Annotated in this window: 20 protein-coding genes; 10 read left to right on the forward strand and 10 right to left on the reverse strand. The window is 68.4% G+C overall.

The features are described 5' to 3' along the window. Positions 1 to 215: 215 nt before the first annotated feature. Both BKD26_RS35540 and eccE read right to left on the reverse strand, forming a co-directional pair. A complete protein-coding gene (locus BKD26_RS35540; RefSeq protein ID WP_084906813.1) occupies positions 216 to 956 on the reverse strand; it encodes a hypothetical protein in 741 nt (246 codons plus the stop codon). Then, on the reverse strand, positions 956 to 2239 hold the full coding sequence (eccE, locus tag BKD26_RS35545; protein ID WP_084906815.1) for a type VII secretion protein EccE: 1284 nt from the start codon (positions 2237 to 2239) through the stop codon (positions 956 to 958). The genes BKD26_RS35540 and eccE overlap by 1 nt, the downstream gene beginning before the upstream one ends. Positions 2240 to 2430: 191 nt before the next feature. Here eccE and eccB point away from each other — a divergent pair, with 191 nt between their 5' ends. The 6 genes from eccB (at position 2431) to BKD26_RS35580 (ending at position 9142) form a co-directional block, all read left to right on the forward strand. Then, positions 2431 to 3978: a type VII secretion protein EccB gene (gene eccB, locus BKD26_RS35550; protein WP_084906817.1), complete on the forward strand. Its 1548-nt coding sequence runs from the start codon at positions 2431 to 2433 to the stop codon at positions 3976 to 3978. A 12-nt stretch (positions 3979 to 3990) separates the two neighbouring features. Then, positions 3991 to 5208, forward strand: coding sequence for a type VII secretion-associated serine protease mycosin (gene mycP, locus BKD26_RS35555; protein ID WP_084906876.1), 1218 nt, complete (start codon positions 3991 to 3993; stop codon positions 5206 to 5208). 181 nt (positions 5209 to 5389) lie between these two features. Next, on the forward strand, positions 5390 to 5755 hold the full coding sequence (locus BKD26_RS35560; RefSeq protein WP_084906819.1) for a hypothetical protein: 366 nt from the start codon (positions 5390 to 5392) through the stop codon (positions 5753 to 5755). Positions 5756 to 7217: 1462 nt separating this feature from the next. Then, the gene (locus BKD26_RS35570) at positions 7218 to 8387 is read left to right on the forward strand and encodes a S8 family serine peptidase (RefSeq protein WP_107418111.1); all 1170 of its coding nucleotides are present in this window, start codon (positions 7218 to 7220) and stop codon (positions 8385 to 8387) included. A 70-nt stretch (positions 8388 to 8457) separates the two neighbouring features. Further along, positions 8458 to 8787, forward strand: coding sequence for a hypothetical protein (locus BKD26_RS35575; RefSeq protein ID WP_084906823.1), 330 nt, complete (start codon positions 8458 to 8460; stop codon positions 8785 to 8787). 49 nt (positions 8788 to 8836) lie between these two features. Next, the gene (locus tag BKD26_RS35580; protein WP_084906825.1) at positions 8837 to 9142 is read left to right on the forward strand and encodes a WXG100 family type VII secretion target; all 306 of its coding nucleotides are present in this window, start codon (positions 8837 to 8839) and stop codon (positions 9140 to 9142) included. Positions 9143 to 9261: 119 nt separating this feature from the next. Here BKD26_RS35580 and BKD26_RS35585 read toward each other — a convergent pair whose 3' ends face one another. The 8 genes from BKD26_RS35585 to eccCa all read right to left on the reverse strand — a co-directional run bounded on the left by BKD26_RS35585 (position 9262) and on the right by eccCa (position 18938). After that, on the reverse strand, positions 9262 to 9495 hold the full coding sequence (locus BKD26_RS35585) for a DUF397 domain-containing protein (RefSeq protein ID WP_084906827.1): 234 nt from the start codon (positions 9493 to 9495) through the stop codon (positions 9262 to 9264). A 203-nt stretch (positions 9496 to 9698) separates the two neighbouring features. Continuing rightward, entirely contained in the window at positions 9699 to 10040 is a 342-nt protein-coding gene (locus BKD26_RS35590; RefSeq protein WP_084906829.1) for a hypothetical protein, read from the reverse strand. A 211-nt stretch (positions 10041 to 10251) separates the two neighbouring features. Further along, positions 10252 to 10503, reverse strand: a complete 252-nt coding sequence (locus tag BKD26_RS35595; RefSeq protein ID WP_084906831.1) for a hypothetical protein — start codon at positions 10501 to 10503, stop codon at positions 10252 to 10254. Positions 10504 to 11002: 499 nt separating this feature from the next. Further along, on the reverse strand, positions 11003 to 11275 hold the full coding sequence (locus BKD26_RS35600) for a hypothetical protein (protein ID WP_143662759.1): 273 nt from the start codon (positions 11273 to 11275) through the stop codon (positions 11003 to 11005). Between the two features lie 449 nt (positions 11276 to 11724). Further along, on the reverse strand, positions 11725 to 12228 hold the full coding sequence (locus BKD26_RS35605) for a hypothetical protein (RefSeq protein WP_143662760.1): 504 nt from the start codon (positions 12226 to 12228) through the stop codon (positions 11725 to 11727). Between the two features lie 51 nt (positions 12229 to 12279). Beyond that, complete coding sequence (locus BKD26_RS35610) at positions 12280 to 14361, reverse strand: hypothetical protein (RefSeq protein WP_084906838.1); 2082 nt, start codon at positions 14359 to 14361, stop codon at positions 12280 to 12282. An 87-nt stretch (positions 14362 to 14448) separates the two neighbouring features. Beyond that, on the reverse strand, positions 14449 to 14883 hold the full coding sequence (locus BKD26_RS35615) for a hypothetical protein (RefSeq protein ID WP_084906840.1): 435 nt from the start codon (positions 14881 to 14883) through the stop codon (positions 14449 to 14451). Positions 14884 to 14987: 104 nt separating this feature from the next. After that, positions 14988 to 18938 carry a type VII secretion protein EccCa gene (gene eccCa / locus BKD26_RS35620; protein ID WP_084906842.1) on the reverse strand — a complete coding sequence of 1317 codons (3951 nt, stop codon included), beginning with the start codon at positions 18936 to 18938 and terminating at the stop codon, positions 14988 to 14990. A gap of 174 nt (positions 18939 to 19112) precedes the next feature. On the opposite strand from eccCa, the gene eccD reads away from it, so the two are divergent. The 4 genes from eccD (at position 19113) to BKD26_RS35640 (ending at position 24965) form a co-directional block, all read left to right on the forward strand. Continuing rightward, positions 19113 to 20591, forward strand: coding sequence for a type VII secretion integral membrane protein EccD (gene eccD / locus BKD26_RS35625; protein WP_084906845.1), 1479 nt, complete (start codon positions 19113 to 19115; stop codon positions 20589 to 20591). Between the two features lie 193 nt (positions 20592 to 20784). Continuing rightward, a complete protein-coding gene (rpsO, locus tag BKD26_RS35630) occupies positions 20785 to 21075 on the forward strand; it encodes a 30S ribosomal protein S15 (RefSeq protein ID WP_003958228.1) in 291 nt (96 codons plus the stop codon). A 291-nt stretch (positions 21076 to 21366) separates the two neighbouring features. Further along, the gene (locus BKD26_RS35635) at positions 21367 to 23589 is read left to right on the forward strand and encodes a polyribonucleotide nucleotidyltransferase (RefSeq protein ID WP_084906848.1); all 2223 of its coding nucleotides are present in this window, start codon (positions 21367 to 21369) and stop codon (positions 23587 to 23589) included. After that, entirely contained in the window at positions 23586 to 24965 is a 1380-nt protein-coding gene (locus BKD26_RS35640; protein ID WP_084906851.1) for a pitrilysin family protein, read from the forward strand. The genes BKD26_RS35635 and BKD26_RS35640 overlap by 4 nt, the downstream gene beginning before the upstream one ends. The last annotated feature ends 26 nt before the right edge of the window (positions 24966 to 24991 follow it).

The following is a 24991-nucleotide window of genomic DNA, read 5'->3' on the forward strand; positions in this document are numbered from 1 at the left end:
TCTCCCTCTGGGGACGCCGCGCACCTGCGGGCAGATTCGTGCCGCGCTCTTCCCACCCTAATCGTCAACAGTGTCCATACGTCAGGCCCGTCGGCCCGCCATCGCCGGTCACGTACCCCACCCGCTGTCGCCAAGTGACGTGCGTGCGCCACAGCGTGAAGAAATTCCCCCTCAAAAGGGTACATAGGGGCCCGGATTCAGGGCGGGGATACGCCTCAGTCCATCCGGCGGGCGCTGCCCAACAATCCGGTCTCGGCATCCGTGGCCTGCGTCATGACGAACCGGCGATCGCGGCCTGTGCACCAGAGGGTGACCCCGTCGGCGAGCGTGGACAGCGCCTCCGCCTCGCCCCTCGGCAGGTTCATGATCCGGCCGATCTGCGCGGCCTCGTCCGGCGACACACGCTGCACCCCCACGAGCCCCGACTTCTCCATCAACCGGGGCGCGACCGGGCTCAGATAGGGCAGCAGCGTCACCACCGACTGCCACGGCCCGGAGACCACCCGCCCCCGCGGCGGCCGCATCCCGCAGTCACGTACGACGACGACCGGACTGCCGGCCGAGGCACCCTGCGGCGGTACGCGCCCCACGTCGTGCAGCGTGATGCAGGGCTGCCCGCCGCCCGCGGCCTGCGCGAGCGCGGTCCACGCCGGCGCGCGGCCCGTCTCCACGGCTACGCGCGCCCCGGTCGCGGCCGCCCGCAGCGCCATGACCTGCGCGGTCCACAGACCACCGATCAGCGTGACGTCGTACGGCGTCGGCCGGTTGATGCCCAGGACCGCCGGCCGGCCCTCGGCGTCGACACCGATGACCACGCCGTCGTCACCGACCGGCAGGCCCAGCGATTCCAGTTGTTCCAGCGGAACCGAATGGCGCTCACGGCGCGGCCCGATCAGCCCGAACCCGATGCGCGGCCGGCTGCCGCGTCCCGTACGTACAACGGATGGGGAAGACATCAGCGGGCACCCCCGAGCGGAAGAGAGGCGAGCATCCCGGGAACCTGCTCCCGGTCGAGCCGGACGAGCCCGGTCTTCACCCCGCGTGCGGCCCGCTCCAGCTCGTGCCGCGCCGCCACGAGCTCCTCGTCGCTGCGCCCGGTGATCCGCACATGGCCGGTCACCGTCGCCCCCTGCCGGTCGCCGCCGCTCACGGTGAGGCTGAACGTGCTGGCCAGCGCGGGGACGGAGGTGAGCAGCGCCACCAGCTGCGGCATGGACGCGCCGCCCGGGCCGAACTGGGGCCAGCGCGCCACCCAGTAGGTGGTGTGCCGCCGGTCGTCGCAGCGCCAGGTCCGCGACGTCTCCTGCGTACGCCGCCCCGGCGTCTGGGCCCGGCCCGCCTGTGCGATGGCGAGTGGGTTGGCGCACGTGGAGGTGGCGAGCGCCGCGGTCAGCTCCTGCTCGGTCAGCACGGTCGCCCGGAACCCGGCCCCGGCCAGGCGGCTCGCCAACTGGTCCGCCGCCCGCACCACGCACTTCTGCGCGCCCTCCAGGCCACCGCCGCGCGCGGCCACGGCCTCCGGGCACAGCTCCGGGTCGAGCTTCAGCGCGACCCAGGTGATCCGCAGGGCCGGCGAACCGGTCTGTGCCTGGAGCGGCGCGTAGTTGCGCGCGGCCACCGACTGCTGCGGCAGGTGCGGGGCGGGCGCGGGCTGGGTGTGCTGCACTATCTGCGCCGACTCCAGCCGGATGCCGTCGACATCCAGTACGTCCCGTACGAGGCCGAGCGGCAGCGGCCGCGTGGAGCGGTCCGGGCGCAGGGCGGTGGCGTCCGACTCGACCTGGAGAACGGCCGTCAGGAACGTACCGTCGCCGATCATGCCGACCGGCCGCCGGTCGCGGTCGCTGTAGGTGTACGTCCGCAGGGCGGGGTCGCACTCGACGACGGGCGCCAGCCCCGGCTCCGTACCCGGAGGGACCGTCAGTGAGGCCGCCCTGCGGGTGCGTGCCCGCAGCGCGAGCGCCGTCGAGAGCCACTCGGGCAGCGAGCGGCGGTGACGGCGCACGACGGCGAGCAGCACCAGCAGCGCGGCCACCACACCGGCGGGGACCAGCAGCAGCGGGCCGACGACCCAGGCCACCAGCAGCAAGGCCGCGGCAACCTCGATCAGCACGAACTGTTGCAATCGGAACGACCCGAACTGACCGGGACGGCCCTTGAGACGGGGTGCCGCCGCCGACCGGTCCGGCACCCTGGCCGGCGCGGCCGCGGCGGGCCGCGTCTGCGTCGCGGAAGCCATGCTGGAGATTCCCCCCCACTTCGTCCCGATCACCCTGGCCTGCCAGGGCTTTGGCGGCTGGATCACCCTACCCGCCCCACAAGCACCCTCGGACAACAGGCATAGTAGGGGGCCGGTCCGACAACGAGGCCCCGGGTGCCATGCTCCCCCGGGCGCTCGCAAGTGACTGTGCCTTTCGAAGATGGGGACTCATGGCATCACGGCGGGATGAGCTCAACGCGTACACCTTTGCGAAGAAGCGCACGGTGGCCGCTTTCCTCCAACCTTCGCCCACGGTCACGGAGGAGGGGGCGCCGCGCCCGCTGCGCGCCATCGTGCCCGGCCTGATCGTGGCGGCGCTCGTGCTGGCCGGTTTCGGCGCCTGGGGCATGTTCCGCCCGAAGGCCCCCAAGGGCTGGGACGAAGCCGGTGCCAAGGTGATCGTCGGCAAGCAGTCGACCACCCGCTACGTCGTCCTCACCACCGGCAAGGGCAAGGACGGCAAGACCCTGCTGCACCCGGTGCTGAACCTCGCCTCCGCGCGACTGCTGCTGGACCCGCAGAAGTTCGGGGTCGTCCAGGTCAGTGACGACATCCTCGACGCGGGCAAGCCGCCGCGCGGCCCCATCCTCGGCATCCCGTACGCACCGGACCGGCTGCCCAGCGACACCGAGGCCGCCAAGGCCAAGCGCTGGGCCGTGTGCGAACAGCCCGGCGGCGGCAAGGGAGCCAGTGTGCAGAAGGCCACCTTCGTCCTCGCCGAACGTGACTTCGCCCGCACTGACGGCAAGGAGCGGCTCAAGGACGGTCAGGTCCTGTACGTCAAGGGCCAGAAGGGCGCCCGCTATCTCGTCGACGCGTCCGGCACCAAGTACCTGGTGCGCGGCACGCCCACGGATGCCGCCGTCCTGACCACGGCCCTGGTCGGCCTGAACAAGGAGCCGCAGGCCGTCACGGACGACTGGCTGACCACCCTCCACGACGGCAGCCCCATCGACTTCCCCGAGATCCCCGGCACGGTCGGCGAGCCCGCCGGCATAGAGGGACTCGAGGCGAACGAGAACCGGGTCGGCATGGTCCTGCTGGCCAAGACCGGTTCCGGTCCCCAGCACTTCGTCGTCCTGCCCGGCAAGGTGCAGCCGGTCTCCGACTTCACGGCCTGGCTGCTGATCAACCACCCGCAGACCAAGGACCTCAACATGAACGGCGAGGCGGCCGCCGTCGGCGTCCAGTCGTTCACGTACGACTCGTCGACCTTCGGGTCCCAGTACCGCTGGCCCGCGCGCAAGGCCCGGCAGGCCAACTCCACCGGCGGCGAGGGCGCCCGCGACACCGTGTGCAGCGTGCTGCGCAAGGTCGACGACAAGGGCCGCACCACCCTGTCCACCTGGGCGGGCACCCAGTACCCCGCCGACATCACCGCGGGCGGCAGCAGCACCTACGTCACCCCCGGCAGCGGTCTGCTCTACACCCAGGTCCAGGGCAAGCAGACCAAGCCCGACGGCTCGCTGTTCCTCGTCACCGACACCGGGCTCCGGTACGCCGTCCAGGCGAACGGCGACAGTGACAGCGAGCGCTCCGACATCGGCACCGGCGGTCAGCAGAAGCAGCAGGACGGCCGCCCCGAGCCCAGCCAGGCGCAGATCCGGCTCGGCTACGAGAAGGTCACCCCCGCACTCGTACCCATCACCTGGTCGGAGTTCCTGTCCAAGGGTCCCCGGCTCGACACCAACAGCGCGCGCCAGCCGCAGGGTTCCTGACGGGGGATGCCGATGCCGTACCGCAGAACATGCCTGCTGACCGCGACCGCGGCCGCTCTCACGAGCGTGATCGCGCTACCGCCCACCGCGTACGCCGGCAGCGGCGAGTGCACTTTCCCGATGAAGAAGCAGATCGCCGGCACGCCCTGGCCGCTCCAGCGCGTGCTGCTCGACGAGCTGTGGCAGGACACCAAGGGCAAGGACGTACGCGTCGCCGTCGTCGACACCGGTGTCGACAACGTCAACCCGCAGCTGAAGGACGCCGTCGACGCCTCCGCGGGCGCCGACTTCCTCAAGCCCGAGAAGGGCGACAAGGACAGCAAGCGCGGCAAGACCGACGGCACCGTCGACGAGGTGGGCCACGGTACGAAGGTCGCCGGCATCATCGCGGCACGTCCCCGCAAGGGCACGGGTTTCGTGGGGCTGGCCCCTGAGGCGACGATCATCCCGATACGGCAGAACGACGAGAAGAACAGCGGCAAGTCCGACACGATGGCGGAGGCGATCGACCACGCGATCGCGAAGAAGGCCGACGTCATCAACATCTCGCAGGACACCACCCAGGCGCTGGGACCCCAGTCGTCGCTCGGCCGGGCGGTCCAGCGGGCCCTCGACCAGGACATCGTGGTGGTCGCCTCGGCCGGCAACGACGGCCTCGACGGCAAGCTCAAGAACACCTACCCCGCGGCCTTCCCCGGTGTCCTCGCCGTCGCCTCCTCCGACCGCAACAACGAGCGCGCGGTCTTCTCCCAGTCCGGCACCTTCGTCGGCGTCGCGGCCCCCGGCGTGGACGTCGTCTCCACCGTCCCGGGCGGCGGCCAGTGCGTCGACAACGGCACCAGCTTCTCCGCCCCGTACGTCGCCGGCGTCGCTGCCCTGCTGCGCGCCAAGTACCCGGACTGGAAGAACCACCAGATCGTCGCCCAGATCGAGCAGACCGCCGAACGTTCCATCAACGGCCGCGACAATCACGTCGGTTGGGGCGTCGTCGACCCCCTGCGTGCCCTCGACGGCGACGCGGGCCCCCCGGAAGCCCCCACCCCCGACCCGGGCCCCCCGAAACCCCCCGCCCCCGAACCGGCCCACCTGGCCATGTCGGAGACCCCCCAGGAACGCGACGAGCGGTACGCGACGTACGCCCTGGGCATCGCGGGCATCCTCGTCGCGGTGGTCGCGGGCACGGCGACGGTCATCCGGGACGCACGGGGGCGGAGGCGGCGGGTGTGGTGAGGGACATGTCACTGATGAGTCCCAACCGCGGAACTCGTGTTGGGGCAGAGAGTCGAATTGACTAGAGTGAACGAAGGATTCACGAGTGTGACGAGGGGGCGCTGACGTGGCCGGGTCGGACGGGGGCGGCAAGAAGGATCTTGAGGTCGGAGGAGTCACCCTCCAAAGCTTCAGGACACGCATGCAGGAGCTGCTGACGGAGCTGGACGCATCGCCCGCGCAGCACCGCAAGATCGGCGAACAGAAGATCACGGCAGACGCCTACGGCCAGGGCTTCGGAGCGGCCACCACCCTCCACGGGGCATACGAAAAGGTTCGCAGCCGCCTCGAGGAACTGACCAGGGTCTTCGGCGAGACGATCGAGGGCATGGGCATCGCCGTCCACTTCGCCGACAAGGGTTACGCGAACGTCGACATCGAAGAGAAGGAGCGCTTCGAGGCGATCCAGAAGCGCGTCGAGGAGCACAGGGCGGCCGACAGCAAGGGCGGGGCCACGACAAAGCCGCCCACGCACACCAACACCGGTGATTCCGGCGGATTCAGCTAACGGGGGAGAGCGAACACATGGCAGGAGAGTTCGAGGGGAAGTCCCTGGACGCCCTCTACGCGATGATCGCGTCCGCCAGGCCGGAAGAACTGTCGGGCGCCGGCGACGCCTTGGCCGCTGCGGCGCCGAAGATCCTCGGTATCGCCCGGGACCTGCGGCACTACATCAGCCGCGTCCAGTGGGAGGGCGAGGGCGGTGAGGCATTCCGCAAGTGGGGTGCCGACATGGTCTCGGAGACGCTGGTACTCGGTGACTTCACCGAGGTCGTCAGTCAGGAGATGCTGCGAGCGGGCCAGGCCCTCCGCGAAGCCAAGGCGGCGGTGCCGAAGCCGGCCGGACAGTGCTTCGCGGACCCTGAGAAGGAGAAGGCCCGCATCGAGGAGGAGAAGGGCCCGAAGCTCCAGGAGGCCATACACCAGCTGGAGCGGCTGTCGTCGTACTACGACAACACGCAGGAGCGGATGAGGGCGCAGCGGCAGCCGGAGTTCAAGCCAATTGGTGACGGGATCACTGGAGAGCGCCCTTACGCCACAGGGGGTGGAACAGGGGCGGTGTCGGCAGCCTCCTCGGGCGGGTCGGCGTCCGGAGGGGCAGGGGCCGAATATTCGACAGTGCAGGCTTCCTCCTCCACTGCCCCGGCCGGCAGGGCCTCAGCGCCGGACCAGGCAGCCGTGCGCCCTGGGCCACCGCCGGTCATGCCGCCGGAGGGGACCGTAGGTACGAACCTTGATTCGGTGTCGACGCTGCCTCCGGAGACCGTGACCCGCCCTGCTCCGCAGTCTCCCAACGTTCCGCCCACGACAGGGCCAGGGACGGGAGCCCCGCCGCCTCCTCCCATTGTTCCGGTGGTCGGCCCCCAGCAGGGTCGTACCGCCCGCATGCCTTCTGTCCCAGGTCCTGGCCCAGTGAGTGGACCGGGCTCAGTGCGGGGCCCTCTGGGCACTCCCGGACCGTTGGGTATCGCCCGACCGGGTGCTCAGGACGGCATCGTTGGCGGCAAGCCCATGTTGGGGCGTACCGGCCCCTCCACGGGTGGGCCCAGGTTGCCCGTGGGGACGGTTATCGGTGAAGAACGTGGGGCCTACGGCCGTGGTGTCCCGGGCATGCCCGGCTACGGCGGCGGCATGACGGGCGCACCCGGAGCCGCAACAGGAACTGGCACCGGCCGTCGGCTCGCGTCCCAGCCCGGCGGAACCGTAGGCGTACCGGCTGCGTCCAGTGTCACTGGACGTGGCACCTTCACGCCGGGCGGTACAGGCTTGGTGCGCCCTCCAGTCACGACAGCATCAGGCCAGGAGGAGCGTCGGCAGTCCGCTCCACGTCCTGACTACCTGTCGGAGGACGAGGAGACCTGGGCCATGGGCCAGCGCAAGATTGTCCCGCCAGTCATTGACTAGGAGTCCCACCGATGTCCCCCCACGCCCGTTCCTATCGCGCCCGCGTTCTCGCCGTGCTCGGAGTCATGACAGCGGTCGTCGCCGCTTCTGCCGTCGTTGCTCCGGTGGCGTATGCGGACGACATGCGTGCGCGCCAGTGGTATCTGGATGCCATGAAGGCTGAGGAACTCTGGAAGGTCTCCACCGGCAAGGGAATCACGGTTGCTGTACTGGATTCCGGGGTTGACTCAACGGTGTCGGAACTGCGCGGAAAGGTCCTGCCTGGCCGCAACTTTTACGATCCGGAAGGAGGCCCGGGTCGCATCGATGGCAAGGACACCGAGCGGCATGGCACCAATATGGCCATCACCATTGCGGGAAACGGGGCTGACGGTGGGGCCAAGGGGGTGGCCCCCGATGCGCAGATCTTGCCTGTGAAGGTGAGCCCGAAGGCATCGTTTGGCTATGTCAAGCCGGCGTCCAAGGGCATCCGCTACGCCGTGGACAACGGGGCACGGATCATCAACATGTCCATCGCCGGCCCTGACGATCAAGCCGAGAGCATGGAGTGGCAGAAGGCAGTCGATTACGCCCTCAAGAAGGGTGCTCTGATCTTTGCGGGTTCGGGCAACAGCGGACTGGAAAGCCGTATGTACCCAGCAGCCATTCCCGGTGTCATCGCGGTCGGCGCCTTGGATACCAAGGGCAAGGTAACCAAGTTCTCCAACTACGGTGACCACCTCGCTCTTGCTGCCCCCGGCGAATCTGTCCCGGCGCGCTGCTCTGGCGACAAGAGCCGCTACTGCGACAGCTACGGCACCAGCCAAGCCACCGCCATCGCCTCCGCCTCCGCCGCGCTCATCTGGTCGGCCCACCCCGACTGGACCGCCAACCAGGTCCTGCGTGTCATGATGCAGACCGCCGGCCATGTCGGCCCCGTACCGAGCAAGTACATCGGTTACGGCTCGATCCGCCCGGCGCAGGTCCTGCTGGAGGGCAAGGGCGACCCCGGCGCGCCCGATGTGAACCCGCTTCTCGCCGCCCAGGCGAAGAAGTCGCCGGGACCAGAGACTTCCCCCTCTCCTGAGGGCACGGGGGCAAGCGGCAAGGGTCCTGTCCAGGCGTCCAAGGAACCTGTGGCAGCGGCCAGGCCAGAAGAGGGCGGGTTCCCGCTCTGGGCCATCGCCGCGAGTGCCGTCGCGGTCGTCGCCATCGGCGCGGCCGTGGCGGTAGGCGTACGCAGCAGGAGAGCGTAGCTGTAGGCGTCACCATCAGGCCGGGCGAAGGCCAACAGCTCGGCATCGGAACCGATTTGAGGAGCTTCACATGGCCACTCCCACAGGTGGTGGGTTCGGACTTGTCGACGATCCGGTCATCAAGGCCAAGAACAAGATCATGGAAACCGGCAACGAGGTGAGCAAGCAGGCCCGCGAACTGGCCAACATCATCGAGACGGCGCGTGCCGGCTGGACGGGTGTGGGTGCGGACGGCTTCCGGCGGGCCCAGATCCAGCTCAACGAGGACCACGACAGGATCCGTCGGCTCCTGGGCGTGCTGCTCAACGCGGTCGGTGAGACCAAGAACCTGAGCAACGCCAACGACGTGGAGGTTCAGGCCTCCTTCAAGGCCGCGAACTCCCAGCTGAACTTCTTGTAAGCGGCATCGTCACTGTTTTCCGGATCGACCGACAAGCAAGGAGACCAGCATGTCTGAAGACCTCGGCACCAAGGTCCAGTATGCAAGCGTCCAGGAGATGGCCAACCGCATTCGCGTCGTTTCCCAGGGCATCATCAACGACCTCGCGGAGATGGACGCAGCCGTCAAGGTGGTGACCGGTACCTGGGACGGTGAGGCCTTCGCCCAGTACACCGCACTTCAGCGGAAGTACCGCGAACTGGCCGACGACATGAAGAACCGCCTGGAGATCGTCGCGAAGGCGATCGAGTCGGGCAAGGAGAACTACAGGTCGACCGACGTCAAGGCGTCGCAGCTGTTCACCGAGGCCTACTGACGCCCCGCCACCCCCGCCGACCCACTGCGGTGGTGCGGTGGTGCGGTGGTGCGGTGGTGCGCACCAAGAAGGGGCCTGCTCCGGGACAGGAGCAGGCCCCTTCTCGCGCGTTCAGAGGGTCACTGAAGGTCGAACTCGCCGTCCTTCGCCCCGAGTACGAACGCGGTCCACTCCGCCTCCGTGTACCGGAGCACAGTGTCGGGGTCCAGAGACGACCGCATCGCGACGGCCCCACCGGGGAGGTGCGCGATCTCCACCCGCTCCTCGTCAGGGCTGGTACCGGGGGCGCCCTGCCACTCCACACCACTGATGTCGAGCGCGTACAGCTCGTCCTTCTCCTGCTGAGTGCCCATCAGGCGTGCTTCCCTTCGCGAGGTGCTGGAACGGCGTTGTGGCTCGATTATCTGTCGCCGGAGCCCGGGGTGTCACAGGGAACGTCCACAATCACCCGACGCCACCTCTCGGCTGGCCCCGCCGGCCGCCCGCTCTCGACGAGCGGGTTCGCCGCGCGCCTCGTTCGGCTCTGCGGCAGGGCGGGCGAACACCTTCTCCCGGGTCATAGGTCGAATGCCTCAATCCATACACGTGTCTCGGCCTCGGCAACCTTCGCGGTCCAGATGTTGAGGTCCTCCGCTGTTTCGGCGGTCGGTTGAGTGAAGCGCACACTGCGGGAGATTGACTCCTGGAATTCTTCGGGCCCGGGAGCGTCGATCTTCGCGTAGAACTCCTTGTGATCGATGCCCATCATGGTGAGCTTCTCCTCGTGTTCTCCATCGATGGACCGGAGAAAATTTCCCACTTCGGCAGAAGGCATCACAAAAGTGAGCGCCGCCGCGTCGTCCTGGAACCCGTGCTTGTAACCCCAACGGATGTCACGAGCGCCTGCGGGTACGGTCACCCGTGCGTCGGCCTCGACTTCGGCTTGCGGAATCGTGCGGTCCCAGCCGTTACGCGCCGCGCTTGGCGACGGGTGCTGTCGCTGCGGATCCGCTCCGGAGGAGGTGCACCCAGCGGCCCCGAGGCAGCAGCGTGATCAGGAGCACGCCGCCCAGTGGACGGGCTGTGCGCGACAGCCCTTGCCGGGATAGCGCTCTTTTCGTCATCGCCCATCACCTCTTCTGGTCCCGTTCAAGGTCGGTACGCTCGTCCTGTCGGCCCGTGGCCGACGGCGGCGTCACGACGGGGTCCTCCACTCCGCGTGTCATGACATCGCTCGAGCCGTGCACGTTGTACTCCTGACCCAGTCCTACGGTGTGCAAGCGGGCCATGTCCGCGTCCGAGACGGTGAGCCACGGCACACTCGGAGTGCTCTTCCCCTGGTCCCAGCTGTAGCGGTCCCAGATGTCGACTTGGTATTCCATACTGACCTTGGGTTTCCCGTCGGCGTCGGGGACGTGTCATGACACCTGATGCCGTATAAGCCTGACTGCCGATGGCGTAAAACCAGTCGGAACCGTCGGAAAATGTGTAATCGTGCCGCTTCGTCTCCACGGGGATGGACACCGGTGCGCCGCCGTTCTTCTCGAAAGCTGCCAAGGCCTGCTGTGTCAACTCCTTGTCGTAGTCCTTCATCGTCGTGGCGACGACCTGGTTGAAGCCGCGGTCCTCTCGCAACATGGCCGAGACATCGACGTCCAAGTCCGTTCCCGTTGCCGAAAGGTAGTAGGCCATGTGCCGGGCGGCGTTCTGCTTGTCCAGCGCGTCACCTCCGGTGTACATGAGCAACGCTTGGGAAAGATTGGCCATGTCGCCGACGGTTTGCGGTTCCACGTCGAACGGTCCCGCTCCCTCGTCCGGGGCGCTCCACTTATAGCGAGGGTTCAGCACACCGGACTTGATCAGCTCCTCGCGGTGATCCATTCACATCGCGGCACGTTGCTTCGGGTCGATGTCCCGCCAGGCCGCGTCGAGCTGTTTACGCTCGGACTCGGTGAGGTTGCCGTCCTTGCCCAAGAGCGCAGCGATCTCATAGGCCTCGATGTCGCCGTACGCTCCGGCGTTGGTGTCCTTGTTGCTGTCGACGACGACCGCTTCCAGGGCCAGCCTGACGCCCTGGTCGGCGTCGTTAAAGGCCTGCACGGCATCCTTGATGCGCTTGGCCCCTCCGGCGACCTTGTTGTTCAGGTCGGTCACCGCTTCGGGGTGGTCTCGCAGGTACATGCGCTCCCGGGCGGTGAATTCGACTCGTCGTACTTCACGTTGCCGTCCGCGTCGACCAGCATGTCGGCGTTCCGCGCGTCCTGAACGACGGACTCCAGACGGCTCTGCAGATCGACGACATCCCATGTCTTCCCCCGTTGAATGATCTGGAGTACGGCTCCATGGACGTCATGAAGCTGTGGTTCGGTTCACGCCTCCGCCTCCGGCTAGCGAAGTGCGGCGGCCTCAGAGACGAGGGAAGACCGCATCGCGACCGCCCCACCGGGCAGGTGCGCCATCTTCCCTTCGCGAGGTGCTGGAACGGCGCTGCCTGCTCGGTCATCTGCCTACGGGGGTCCGGGTGCCACAAAGAATCGGAACCACCCGCTACCGTGCGCTCCGACCTCGAGATGCTGTCCAGGCTCGGCGTCCGGCAGCCGGTATTACCGTTTTGTGCCTCCACAACCGAGCATCGCGATGGTGTTGTTCATGTATGCCTTCATGAACTTCTCGATGGCGGGACGAAGATTCTCCTTGGCGGGGGGCACCCGGGGAGCGACGACGGACAGGGTGAGCCGGTCACCCTCGGCTGTCCGGCAGGCCTCCGTGGCGATGGCCCCCTCATTGCCGACCACCGAAGCCTCGAAACCCAGATCGATCACACTCGGGTTCGTCAGCCCGACGATGCTGCTTTCGTTCGCCCACTTCATCAGGTCCGGGGACTCGGAGTGGAACGCCAATCGGAAGCGCAGCGCGGGATCGCCGTCGACGGATACGACGCAAGGCGCTGTCTTCGGATGTTCGGGGTCGAGACGGTTGAACTCATCGAACTCGCCGAGCGGTTCCAGGAGCGGGCGGGAGAGGCCCGGCTCGATGCGTGTCCCACACATGGACGCGGGAACCTCGGGGGACGACGTGTCGCAGGACACCACGGTCAGCAGTGTCATGCCTGCGATGGTGAGTGTCAGTGGCTTGCTGAGGCGGCAGAGGGAATCCATTTACTTATTTTCCGAGTTGCCTACGGCCTTCGCCCGGCTCTCACCGGACCCAGAGGCTTCTTCGATGGTTCGCTGATGTTCTACCTTGCTGCCGTCCTTGTCGTGAACCTTGATCCATTCATCGGTCAATGCCATGAGCTGTTCATTGCGCTTCGTGTAGGCCGTCAGTTTTTCATTGGCGTGGTCCTCGTCCAGCTTCTTTTGCTCATCGTTCTGCCACTTCTCGACCACGTAGTCAAAGCCAGCTTGGACATCGTCGCTGGCCACGGGGATGTAGCTGATCGCCTTGTCGAACATCCACTTCTCGTCCCAGCCTGCGGTCTCAGCCGGGCCGACGGCGTCGGTGCGCGCCTGCTCCAAGAAGCCGATCGTGCGGCCGGCGCGGATCAGTGACTCCTGCGGGTGCTTCTGGTCGGGAGCATGGACATCCGACACGAGTGCCTGGTTGATCCCGTAGTTCAGGGCTTGGTAGGAGGCCTGATCCTTCGAGACCTGCTTGATTACCTCAAAGAGTTCGTCCTGCTTGATCGGAAGATCCCGCATGTCGATCCTGCTGGAAATGTCATGGACGGTGGAACCATGGTTCACCAAAACATGAGCCATCGGCTCCCGCAGTGATTCAGGAAACTCGTCTCCCGCTTCGGCGAGGTGCTTGATCGAGTTCTTGAACACCGCGACATTGTCGTCCGAGTGCTTGACGAACCTGCCGTTCTCGTCCGACGGGTCGATCCCCGTCGCCCCCGCCTGGAGCGCGGCCGCGAAACCAGCCCGGTCATCCCCGTCCAGCGACGGCGAGTAGTGCGTGGAGTTGCCGTGCTCGTGCGCCTCCAGGACCACCTCCCAGTCGCGGTCCATGAGGTGCTTCATGCGCCCCTCGTCCTTGAGGAACGCGGCCGAGGCGGCTGGGTCATGGCTCATCACGCCGAGCAGGCCGTCCATCGGGTCGTTGGCGAACCAGCCGGTGTCCTTGCCGCTGTAGTCGCCCTTCATGACCCAGATGTCCGTGCCGTTTTTCTCGGCCTTCATGATGTCGTCGCCGAGGTCGTGGAGGAACTGCTTCGAGTAGCCCTCGCCCTGGCTCATCAGCGTGACCAACGACTGGTAGCCCCGGGCCTTTTCAAGGCGCAGGTCGGTGAAGGACGTGTTGAAACGCTCCATGCCGACCTTCTGCATGTCCGAGCGCCATTTCTTGTAGAAGTCCGACTTGGTGTCCCGGGTGGCTGATGCCAGCGTGTTGGCCAGCCCCTTCTCCAAGGCCACGAAGTCCGTGCGGTTCTTGGGGTTCTTGACGTGGATCTGGTCGTTCATCCTGTTCGAGAACTCGATCAGGCCCTTGGCGCCAAGGCCGTTGAGGAACGTCTGACTGAACTCGGGTTTGCCGGCGTTGTCCCGGAACGTGCGCTGGAGTTCGGCCAGCTCCGCGGCCGACAGCTTGTCACCACCGTTGATCCTGGTCGCGACCTCTTCGGCATACTGCGCCTCGTACACCTCGATGTCGCCCTGGGCCCGGCCATTGAAGCCCACGCCCAGGGTCGCGTCGTCCTTGCCTCCGAGGGTGTCGACGACGACCGCTTCGAGTGCCAGCTTCACGCCCTGGTCGGCGTCGTCCACCGCGCGTACTGCGTCCCTGATGCGCTGGGCCCACTTCTGCTCCTGCTCGCGGACGGCTGCTTTGGCGTCGGGGTCATGCTGGTAGGCGTTACGTTCCGCAGGGGTGAGCTTGCTGGTGTCGTAGGAGACGTCGCCTTGGTCGGAAACGCTCATGTCGGCCGCGATGGCGTCCGCACGTGCCGACTCGACCTTCTTCTTGAGGTCGACCAGCTGTGTATGGGCATCGCGCAGGAGCGAGGCGATGGCCTTGGCCTGGGTTTGCGCGGCGGCGTACTCGTACCGGGTCGCGGCGAAATTCACCTGGGCGACGTCCGCGCTGACACCGTTCCAGGGCCCCATGGTGATGTTCTGGACGCTGTCCTTGTAGCGGTCCTCGACAGTCTTGAAGTCAGCGGCCGCGGCGTCCCACTGTGCCGCCGCTGTCGTCAGTAGGCCGAAGTCGGTCGTCATCACCTGCTGAAAGGTGAGCACGTTTCCTCCTCCCGGGGCGCCCACAGCGCCCGTCGTCGGCTGTGGCCGCGGCATGCCTGTCGGATAAATGACAGCGCGACCGATGATCTAGCGCACCTCGCCGAGCTTCGACCGGGACGCCGGAGCGAAGCTCAGGCCCGTGTCGACGTCGTTGAGCTGGAACCTGTTCGACGTGCCCCGCAGGGCGGCCTCCTCAGCGGACAGCCGTCCCTTCAGCGTCCTGACCTGGCTCTCCCAGGTTTCTTTGACCTTCTTCAGGCCTGCGGCGGTGTCCCAGCCGGCAAAGCCCTTGATGGCGTTGTTCGTCGCCTCATCCGGCTTGTCGGACGCCGCCTGTGTGTTCTTGAGCAGCTCGTTGTGGATGACGTTCGCGGCGGCCGTCTTCTGCGCAGGCGTCGAAGCGAAGTCCTTCGTGGGGCCTGGCAACAGCGGGCTGTCCCCCGTGCCGTTCAGTCGCGTACTCGATGTCTGGCGCTCGGCAGCTTCCGCACGGAGGCGGCCGTACTCCTCGTCGAATCCCATGTTTCCTACCCGTTGGTGCCCGCCTCAGCGGGAATCGGAGTCGGCATCCTTCATGGTGGACCTGTCGCACCGTGTTCATCCGGAGCGGCTTCCGCCGACGCGGATCACAGCTCCGGCATCTTCCCCAGCTGCACCAGCGACGCCCCGCCCTTCCGCGCCGCGAAGAAGCCGCGTCCCGGAGGCAGCGGTCGCGGGCGGACGTTGCCGATCAGGTCGCCCTCGGAGGGGTCGCCGGACAGGACCACGCCCTGTGCGCCCAGCTCCTTGATGCGCTGCATGAAGCTCTCGTACATCGACCGCGACGCCCCGGCGGAGTTGCGGGCGATGATGAAGCGGACGCCCGTGTCGCGGGCGAAGGGCAGGAAGTCCGTGAGCGGTGCCAGAGGGTTTCCGGAGCCGGCGGCGACCAGGTCGTAGTCGTCCACGATGATGAAGATCTGCGGACCCGACCACCAGCTGCGGTCACGCAGCTGCTGGGGTGTGACATCGGCCGGCGGCTGACGCCGCGCGAACAGGCCTGTCAGGGCCTCCATGTGCATCTGCATCGAGCTGGCCATCGGCGCGTACTCGAGCAGGTGCTCCTCCGGCAGGGCACCGAGCAGGGCGCGCCGGTAGTCACCGACGACGAGCTTCGCCTCGTCCGCGGAATACCGCTCCGCGATCTGCTTCGCGATCAGCCGCAGCAGGTTCGTCTTTCCGGTCTCGCTCTCACCGAAGATGAGGAAGAACGGATCGGTCTCGAAGTTGACGAACACCGGCTCCAGATTGGCCTCGTCGATGCCGATCGCCACGCCGCGCTGCGGGAACTCGAAGCCCTTCGGCAGGTGGTCGGCCAGGATCTTGCGGGGCAGAAGCCGCACGCCCGGCGCCGGGGGCCCGCTCCAGCTGCCCTTCACCGCCTGCACGAACGCGGCCGTGCCGTCCGCCAGGTCCCCCGCGCTGCTGGAGCCGTCGATGCGCGGCAGCGCACCCATGAAGTGCAGCTTCTCCGGTACCTGGCCGCGCCCCGGCACACCCGCCGGGACGTTCGCCGCGACCTTCCGGTCGAACTCCGAGTCCATGACGTCACCGAGCCGCAGCTCCAGACGCCCGAGCATCTGGTCCTTGAGCGCCGCCCGCACCTCCATGTACCGGGCGGCGGTGATGATGACGTGGATGCCGTAACCGAGACCGCGTGCCGCGAGGTCGGCGACGACCGGCTCCAGCATCTCGTACTCGGTCTTGAAGCCGCCCCAGCCGTCGATCACCAGGAACACGTCGCCCCACGCCTCGCCCGGCAGTTCCCCCGCCGCGCGCTTGCGCCGGTAGGTGGCGATGGAATCGATGCCCTGGGAGCGGAAGAACTCCTCCCGCCGGTTCAGCACACCCATGACCTCCGCGACCGTACGCCGCACCCGCTCCGGGTCCAGGCGGGACGCGACGCCGCCGACGTGCGGCAGGTCCGCCAGCGAGGACATACCGCCGCCGCCGAAGTCCAGGGCGTAGAACTGCACCTCGTACGGGGTGTGGGTGAGCGCGAACGACGAGATCAGCGTCCGCATCAGGGTCGACTTGCCGGACTGCGGTCCGCCCACGACCATCATGTGGCCCGCCGCGCCCGAGAAGTCCCGGTACAGCACCTCACGGCGCTGCTCGAACGGCTTGTCGATCAGGCCCAGCGGCACGGTCAGACCGCCCGGACGGGTGTACTCCGTCGCCGTGAGGCCCCGCTCCGCCGTCGGCGCGAGGCCCGGCAGCAGTTGGTCGAGCGACGGCGCCTGGTCCAGCGGCGGCAGCCACACCTGGTGGGCGGGCACGCCCTGGCCCTCCAGCCGGCGCACGATGACATCGAGGACGGTGTCGGCGAGCGCGTCGTCCTCCTCGCTCTGCGAGGGGGCGAGGTGCGCCGGATCCGGCGCCGCGTACACCACCGGCACCGGGGGCGCGGTGAAGACGGCCGGGCGCCGCTCGATCGGCAGGTGGCCGGCCGACAACTGCGGCCCGCCCGTGCGGTACGTACCCGAGACGTACGCCGCCTTGAAGCGCGTCATCTCGTCCGTACCGAACTTGAGGTAGCCCGAACCGGGCACCGACGGCAGGTGGTACGCGTCCGGCACACCGATCGCCGTACGCGACTCGGCCGCCGAGAAGGTCCGCAGACCGATCCGGTACGAGAGGTAGGTGTCCAGGCCGCGCAGCTTGCCTTCCTCCAGGCGCTGCGAGGCGAGCAGCAGGTGTACGCCCAGGGACCGGCCGATACGGCCGATCTGGATGAACATGTCGATGAAGTCGGGCTTGGCGGTGAGGAGTTCGGAGAACTCGTCGATCACCAGGACGAGTGACGCCAGCGGCTCCAGTGGGGCACCCGCCGCCCGCGCCTTCTCGTAGTCGTGGATGTTGGCGTAGTTGCCGGCCGAGCGCAGCAGCTCCTGCCGGCGCTGCAGTTCACCGCGGATCGCGTCACCCATGCGGTCGACGAGCGTCAGGTCGTCGGCCAGGTTGGTGATGACAGCGGCCACGTGCGGCATCTGCGACATGCCCGCGAACGTCGCGCCACCCTTGAAGTCCGCGAGCACGAAGTTCAGCGTCTCGGAGGAGTGCGTCACCGCCAGACCGAGCACCAGGGTGCGCAGCAGTTCCGACTTGCCGGAACCGGTCGCGCCCACGCACAGCCCGTGCGGGCCCATGCCCTCCTGTGCGGCTTCCTTGAGGTCCAGCATCACCGGCTGGCCGTCCTCACCGACACCGATCGGCACGCGCAGCCGCTCGGCGGTCGACCGTGGGCGCCAGGTCCGCGCCACGTCCACCGCGGCCGCGTCACCCAGGTTCAGCAGGTCGGTGAAGTCCAGGTTGGCCAGCAGCGGTTCGTCGTCGTCGCCCCCGCCCGTGCGCAGCGGCGCCAGCTGCCGCGCCAGCGCCTCGGCGGCTGCCAGGGAGATGGTGTCCGGCACCCCTTCGTACGCGAAGCCCGCCCCCGACTCCAGCCGCAGCCGTCCCGGCCGCACAACCACGGAGAGCCCACCGCGCGGCTCGTCCAGGTCACCCGAGACCACCTCGACGATGGTCACGCCCTGCAGGCCCTCGGCCGCCGCGAACAGCGAGTCCGGCGGCACCATCCCGCCGTCGAGCACCACCACGATGTGCGGCTGGTCCAGCACCGGCTGATTGTCCCGGCCGAACCGGGGCCGCCCGTCGAGCCGGCTGTGCAGCAACTGCTCCAGCTCACCCAGGTCGTCCCCGAACAGCCGCTTCGTACCGGCCCCGTCGAGCTGACCCGGCACCTGGGTGTGGGGCAGCCACTTCGTCCAGTCCCAGCGCGGTACGGCACCGGGCGCGGCGACCACCGCGACCATCAGGTCCTCGGGGGAGTGCAGCGTCACCAACTGCGAAACCAGGGCCCGCGCCGCCCCCTGCGCCGCCTCCGGCTCACCGGACACCGTCACGTGGTAGAACGCCCGCATCGATACGGCCATCGGCAGCCCGTCCAACGAGCCGTGCACGGCCAGGAACTGCTGCATCGCACCCGCGCACAGCGGCTCCAGCTCGTCGACCGGTGCCGTCTCGGGTGCCACCAGCGGCGTCGACAGCTGCTGCGCGCCGAGCCCGACCCGTACCTGCCCGAAGTCCTTGTCGCCCACACGCCGTTCCCACACCCGCGAGCCCTCGGCCACCACCGACCACAGCTGCTCGGGGGAGGGGTGCAGATACAACTGGGCGTCGCGCTGGGCACGGGCGGTCTTGCGGACCGTACGCCGCGTCTGCGCGAGGTATTTGAGGTAGTCGCGCCGCACATCGGCAATTTGCCCCTGCGTACCACGCCGGTATCTGACGATCTGCGCGACGACCATGGCGACCGTCGACGCCAGCATCAGAACGCCCATGATGCGCATCATCGGAGACGGCGTCATGAAGAAGAAGACCACCGACGAGCCCATGCCGAGGACCGGCAGGACCTGCATCAGCATGCCCTCCTGCTGCCCCCGCGGCAGTTCCGGCGGAGCCTCCAGAGTCAGCTCTTCCGTGGGCACTTCCGGCGGAAGGGACCGCGGCGGGCGTTTGACGACGATCTGGCTCACCGGAGCATCAATCCCTCGGGTACGGACGGAAGTCGGAAGGCAGGTTCCGCACCGGCGCCCCCGTGGCGACGGCCTCCTCCCGCGACTGGCGATCCTACTTGCAGCCACTGACACGGCTGCCCGGTAGGGTGGCGCGCGCACCGTGCGCAACCGCGAATCAGGGGGTCCAGACACGTGAGTACGACCGCAGCGACCGGCTTCTGCCGCGTCACCGTCGTGGCGCCGGACAGCCGGATCGATGTCGCTCTCCCCGAGGACATCGCCGTCGCCGACGTCTACCCGGAGATCCTCCGGCTCACCGGCCAGACCCAGGCGCCCGGCACCCCCACCGGCTACCACCTCGTCCGCCGTGACGGCACCGTCCTCGACGGCGCCCGCACTCTCGCCGCCCAGCAGGTGCTCGACGGCGAGGTCCTCTCGCTGCGCCCATTCGCCGAATCCCTCCCGCCGGCCGTCTTCGACGACGTCTCCGACGCCGTCGCCTCCGCCGTCACCCGCGACCGTCATCTGTGGAGCGACGACCTGCTGCGCGCGGCGGGTCTCGTCGGTGGTGTCCTGCTGCTGGTCCTGATGGGCTTCGTGCTCTGGTTCGCCGACCCCGTCCGCCACGACATGCACGGCCTGCCCGGCATCATCGCGGGCGCCGTCGGACTGCTGCTCACCGCCTTCGCCGGCGTACGCGCCCGGGTCTACGGCGACCGCGCCACCGCCGTCGCCCTCGGCCTCGGCGCGCTGCCGCTGCTGCTGATCGCCGGCTCCGGCATCATCGGCCCGGCCGCCGGCCACGGGCCGGGACGGCTGCAGTTCCTGCTCGGCTGCGTCGCCGTGCTGGTCGCCTCCGTCGCCCTGGTCGCGCTCACCCCGAGCGGAGACGCCCCCTTCGTGGCGGCCACCTTCCTGTCGACCGTCGGCACCCTCGCCACCTTCGCGGCCATCCTCACCGAGGCCTCCGCCACCGAGACCGCCGCCGTCTGCGCCCCGGTCGCCATCGGCCTGGTCGCCTTCCTGCCGGGCCTGTCCGCCCGCTTCGCCCGCCTCCCCATCGGGTACGCCGCGCCGCGCAGCGCCACGGGCGGCTACGACGACGACACGTTCACCGACCCGAACGAGGCCCCGGACGCCCAGCCCGTCGACGCCGAGCGGATCGCGCTCCAGGCCCGCCGCGGTCACGAGATGCTGCTGGGCCTGGTCGGCGGCTGCGCGGCCGTCGTCGTCGGCTCCGCCGCCGTCCTGGGCTTCGCCGGCAACGTCTGGGGCGAGCTCCTCGCGCTCGCCTCCGGCCTCGCCATGCTGCTGCGCGCCCGCCTCTTCCGCTACACCTCGCAGGTCGCCTGCGTCCTCGTGGCCGGGATCGCCGCCATCGCCCTGCTGGTGCTGGGGCTGTCCCTGAACCCGCCGGCCGACCTGGTGTACGAGCTGATCCGGTACGGGGACCGGGGCGCCCTGGACATCCGTACGATCTGGCTCACCGCCTCCGTCGCCGCCGGAGCCGCCCTGATCACCGCGATCGGCCTGGTCATCCCGAAGAAGGGCCTGTCACCCTTCTGGGGGCGCCTGCTCGACCTCGCCGAGGGCGCGGTACTGCTCTCCCTGGTCCCGCTGTGCCTCGCCGTCCTGGACGTCTTCATGGCGGCCCGCTCACTGACGAGCTAGCACGCCCGCCCCGCAGCCCAGCGCAAGGCCCGCACCAGCGGGCTGGTACGCTGTGTAACGGCCGTTTGTGTACGCGCTCCCGGAGTATCTGGAAGCTGCGCTCATCGGACCTTCGCCTCCGAGTCACGGAAGCTCCCCTGAGACCAAGACCAGGGGCACTCGCGGGCGCATCGAACACCAAGAGGAGTACCGAGTGTCTCTCGACGCCGCTACGAAGAAGCAGATCATGGCCGAGTTCGGCACCAAGGAGGGCGACACCGGCTCCCCCGAGGTCCAGGTCGCCATGCTCTCCCGCCGCATCTCGGACCTGACCGAGCACCTCAAGACCCACAAGCACGACCACCACTCCCGTCGTGGTCTGCTGATCCTGGTCGGCCAGCGTCGCCGTCTGCTGCAGTACCTGGCCAAGAAGGACATCCAGCGCTTCCGCGCGCTGGTCGACCGCCTCGGCATCCGCCGCGGTGCGGCCGGCGGCGCCAAGTAAGACGCCGTGAAGGGAGCGGTTCCCACGATCAGGGGGCCGCTCCCTTTGCTGTACGTGCGGACTGTCACCACCCCTTTGTAGGCTGGTCGCACAACGCCATAACGAAAATTCCATAAGTACGCACAGGAGAGGCGCCCTCGCCGCCGCCGGTCCTCGGTAGTGGCCCCCGGGAGACACACCCCGGGTGCTTCGATCGAAGACCGGCCCGCACACAAGGCGCGCTTCTCCGCCCCGTCCCTCCGCCACACGGGCGCATGGGACCAAAGACGACAAGTAATGGAGAAACCGCTAGTGGAGAACGAGACCCACTACGCCGAGGCCGTCATCGACAACGGCTCCTTCGGCACCCGCACCATCCGCTTCGAGACGGGCCGCCTGGCCAAGCAGGCCGCCGGCTCCGCCGTGGCGTACCTGGACGACGACACCATGGTGCTGTCGGCCACGACCGCCTCCAAGAAGCCCAAGGACCAGCTCGACTTCTTCCCCCTGACGGTGGACGTCGAGGAGCGGATGTACGCGGCCGGCAAGATCCCCGGCTCCTTCTTCCGCCGGGAGGGCCGCCCCTCCGAGGACGCCGTCCTCACCTGCCGCCTGATCGACCGGCCGCTGCGCCCCTCCTTCAAGAAGGGCCTGCGCAACGAGATCCAGATCGTCGAGACGATCATGGCGCTCAACCCCGACCACCTGTACGACGTGGTCGCGATCAACGCCGCCTCCTGCTCCACGCAGCTGGCCGGCCTGCCCTTCTCCGGCCCGATCGGCGGCACCCGTGTCGCCCTGATCAAGGGCCAGTGGGTCGCGTTCCCGACGCACACCGAGCTCGAGGACGCCGTCTTCGACATGGTCGTCGCCGGTCGCGTCCTGGAGGACGGCGACGTCGCGATCATGATGGTCGAGGCCGAGGCCACCGAGAAGACCATCCAGCTCGTCAAGGACGGCGCCGAGGCCCCCACCGAGGAGGTCGTCGCCGCCGGTCTCGAGGCCGCGAAGCCCTTCATCAAGGTGCTGTGCAAGGCCCAGTCGGACCTCGCCGCCAAGGCCGCCAAGCCGGTCGGCGAGTTCCCGGTCTTCCTCGAGTACCAGGACGACGTCCTGGAGGCGCTGACCGCCGCGGTCAAGACCGAGCTCTCCCAGGCGCTCACCATCGCCGGCAAGCAGGAGCGCGAGACCGAGCTGGACCGCGTCAAGGAGATCGCCGCCGAGAAGCTGCTCCCGCAGTTCGAGGGCCGCGAGAAGGAGATCTCCGCCGCGTACCGCGCGCTGACCAAGAAGCTGGTCCGCGAGCGCGTCATCAAGGACAAGGTCCGCATCGACGGCCGTGGCCTGACCGACATCCGTACGCTCGCGGCCGAGGTCGAGGCCATCCCGCGCGTGCACGGCTCGGCGCTGTTCGAGCGTGGCGAGACCCAGATCCTGGGCGTCACCACCCTCAACATGCTCCGTATGGAGCAGCAGCTGGACACCCTCTCCCCGGTGACCCGCAAGCGCTACATGCACAACTACAACTTCCCGCCGTACTCCGTCGGTGAGACCGGCCGCGTCGGTTCCCCGAAGCGCCGCGAGATCGGCCACGGCGCGCTCGCCGAGCGCGCGATCGTGCCGGTCCTGCCGACGCGCGAGGAGTTCCCGTACGCGATCCGTCAGGTGTCCGAGGCCCTCGGCTCCAACGGCTCGACGTCCATGGGCTCGGTCTGCGCCTCCACCATGTCGCTGCTGAACGCCGGTGTGCCCCTGAAGGCCCCCGTCGCCGGTATCGCCATGGGCCTGATCTCCGAGGAGGTCGACGGCAAGACGCACTACGTCGCGCTCACCGACATCCTCGGTGCGGAGGACGCCTTCGGCGACATGGACTTCAAGGTCGCCGGTACGAAGGAGTTCGTCACCGCCCTCCAGCTCGACACCAAGCTGGACGGCATCCCGGCCTCCGTCCTGGCCGCGGCCCTCAAGCAGGCCCGCGACGCCCGCCTCCACATCCTCGACGTGATGATGGAAGCGATCGACACGCCGGACGAGATGTCCCCGAACGCCCCGCGGATCATCACCGTCAAGATCCCCGTGGACAAGATCGGCGAGGTCATCGGCCCCAAGGGCAAGATGATCAACCAGATCCAGGAGGACACCGGCGCAGAGATCACGATCGAGGACGACGGCACCATCTACATCGGTGCCCAGGTCGGCTCGCAGGCCGAGGCCGCCCGCGCCACGATCAACGGCATCGCCAACCCGACCATGCCGGAGGTCGGCGAGCGCTACCTGGGTACGGTCGTCAAGACCACCACCTTCGGTGCGTTCGTGTCCCTGATGCCGGGCAAGGACGGCCTGCTGCACATCTCGCAGATCCGCAAGCTCGCCGGTGGCAAGCGCGTGGAGAACGTCGAGGACGTGCTCGCGGTCGGCGCCAAGGTCCAGGTCGAGATCGCGGAGATCGACCAGCGCGGCAAGCTCTCCCTGGTCCCCGTGATGGCGGACGAGGACGCTGCCGAGGGCGAGACGAAGGACGACACCGACCAGTGACGTCCCGTAGTTCGAAGGCGACGGCCCGCACCTCCTCGGAGGCGCGGGCCGTCGCCCGTACCCAAACGCTTCTCAAGGGCAAGGACGGCATCGGCACGGTCCGCCGCACCACCCTGCCCGGCGGCCTCCGTATCGTCACCGAGACCCTGCCCTCGGTCCGCTCCGCCACCTTCGGCATCTGGGCGCACGTCGGCTCCCGCGACGAGACGCCCACCCTGGGCGGCGCCACGCACTACCTGGAGCACCTCCTCTTCAAGGGCACGCACAGGCGCAGCGCCCTCGACATCTCCTCCGCCATCGACGCGGTGGGCGGCGAGATGAACGCCTTCACGGCGAAGGAGTACACCTGCTACTACGCGCGTGTGCTGGACACCGACCTGCCGCTCGCCATCGACGTCGTCTGCGACATGCTCACCGGCTCGCTGATCCTCCAGGAGGACGTCGACGCCGAGCGCGGAGTCATCCTCGAAGAGATCGCGATGACCGAGGACGACCCGGGCGACGTCGTCCATGACCTGTTCGCCAAGACGATGTTCGGCGACACGCCGCTGGGCCGCCCGGTCCTCGGCACCGTCGACACCGTCGAGGCACTCACCGCCGACCGCATCCGCCGCTTCTACAAGAAGCACTACGACCCCACGCACCTGGTCGTCGCCGCCGCCGGCAACATCGACCACGCCACGGTCGTACGCCAGGTCCGCCGCGCCTTCGAGAAGGCCGGCGCCCTCACCCGCACGGACGCCGTCCCGGTCGCCCCGCGCGACGGCCGGCGCACCATCCGCACGGCGGGCCGCGTCGAGGTGCTCAGCCGCCGCACCGAGCAGGCCCACGTCGTCCTCGGCGTACCGGGCTTCGCCCGCACCGACGACCGCCGCTGGGCCCTGGGCGTACTGAACACGGCCCTGGGCGGTGGCATGTCCTCGCGCCTCTTCCAGGAGGTCCGCGAGAAGCGCGGCCTGGCCTACAGCGTCTACTCGTACACGTCGGGCTTCGCCGACTGCGGCCTGTTCGGCGTGTACGCGGGCTGCCGCCCCAACCAGGTCCACGACGTCCTGAAGATCTGCCGGGACGAGCTGGACCGGGTCGCGACGGACGGCCTGACCGACGACGAGATCGAGCGGGCCATCGGCCAGCTCAAGGGCTCCACCGTCCTCGGCCTGGAGGACACCGGCGCGCTGATGAACCGCATCGGCAAGAGCGAGCTGTGCTGGGGCGACCAGATGTCGGTCGACGACATGCTCACCCACATGGCGGCCGTCACCCCCGATGATGTACGAGAGGTGGCCGCCGAGCTCCTCGGACAGCGCCCGTCGCTGTCGGTGATCGGCCCCCTGAAGGACAAGCAGGCGGACCGCCTCCACGAAGCGGTGGCGTAACGCACCCCTGACGGAACCGAAGGAAG

It is taken from the genome of Streptomyces sp. CB03238, assembly GCF_002099185.1.
Lineage (GTDB): Bacteria > Actinomycetota > Actinomycetes > Streptomycetales > Streptomycetaceae > Streptomyces.

What these genes read in the sequence shown, in the direction of transcription:
- BKD26_RS35540 (WP_084906813.1), bottom strand. Translation starts at nt 956, where the DNA reads ATGTCTTCCCCATCCGTTGTACGTACGGGACGCGGCAGCCGGCCGCGC.
- eccE (WP_084906815.1), bottom strand. Translation starts at nt 2,239, where the DNA reads ATGGCTTCCGCGACGCAGACGCGGCCCGCCGCGGCCGCGCCGGCCAGG.
- eccB (WP_084906817.1), top strand. Translation starts at nt 2,431, where the DNA reads ATGGCATCACGGCGGGATGAGCTCAACGCGTACACCTTTGCGAAGAAG.
- mycP (WP_084906876.1), top strand. Translation starts at nt 3,991, where the DNA reads ATGCCGTACCGCAGAACATGCCTGCTGACCGCGACCGCGGCCGCTCTC.
- BKD26_RS35560 (WP_084906819.1), top strand. Translation starts at nt 5,390, where the DNA reads ATGCAGGAGCTGCTGACGGAGCTGGACGCATCGCCCGCGCAGCACCGC.
- BKD26_RS35570 (WP_107418111.1), top strand. Translation starts at nt 7,218, where the DNA reads ATGACAGCGGTCGTCGCCGCTTCTGCCGTCGTTGCTCCGGTGGCGTAT.
- BKD26_RS35575 (WP_084906823.1), top strand. Translation starts at nt 8,458, where the DNA reads ATGGCCACTCCCACAGGTGGTGGGTTCGGACTTGTCGACGATCCGGTC.
- BKD26_RS35580 (WP_084906825.1), top strand. Translation starts at nt 8,837, where the DNA reads ATGTCTGAAGACCTCGGCACCAAGGTCCAGTATGCAAGCGTCCAGGAG.
- BKD26_RS35585 (WP_084906827.1), bottom strand. Translation starts at nt 9,495, where the DNA reads ATGGGCACTCAGCAGGAGAAGGACGAGCTGTACGCGCTCGACATCAGT.
- BKD26_RS35595 (WP_084906831.1), bottom strand. Translation starts at nt 10,503, where the DNA reads ATGGAATACCAAGTCGACATCTGGGACCGCTACAGCTGGGACCAGGGG.
- BKD26_RS35605 (WP_143662760.1), bottom strand. Translation starts at nt 12,228, where the DNA reads ATGACACTGCTGACCGTGGTGTCCTGCGACACGTCGTCCCCCGAGGTT.
- BKD26_RS35615 (WP_084906840.1), bottom strand. Translation starts at nt 14,883, where the DNA reads ATGGGATTCGACGAGGAGTACGGCCGCCTCCGTGCGGAAGCTGCCGAG.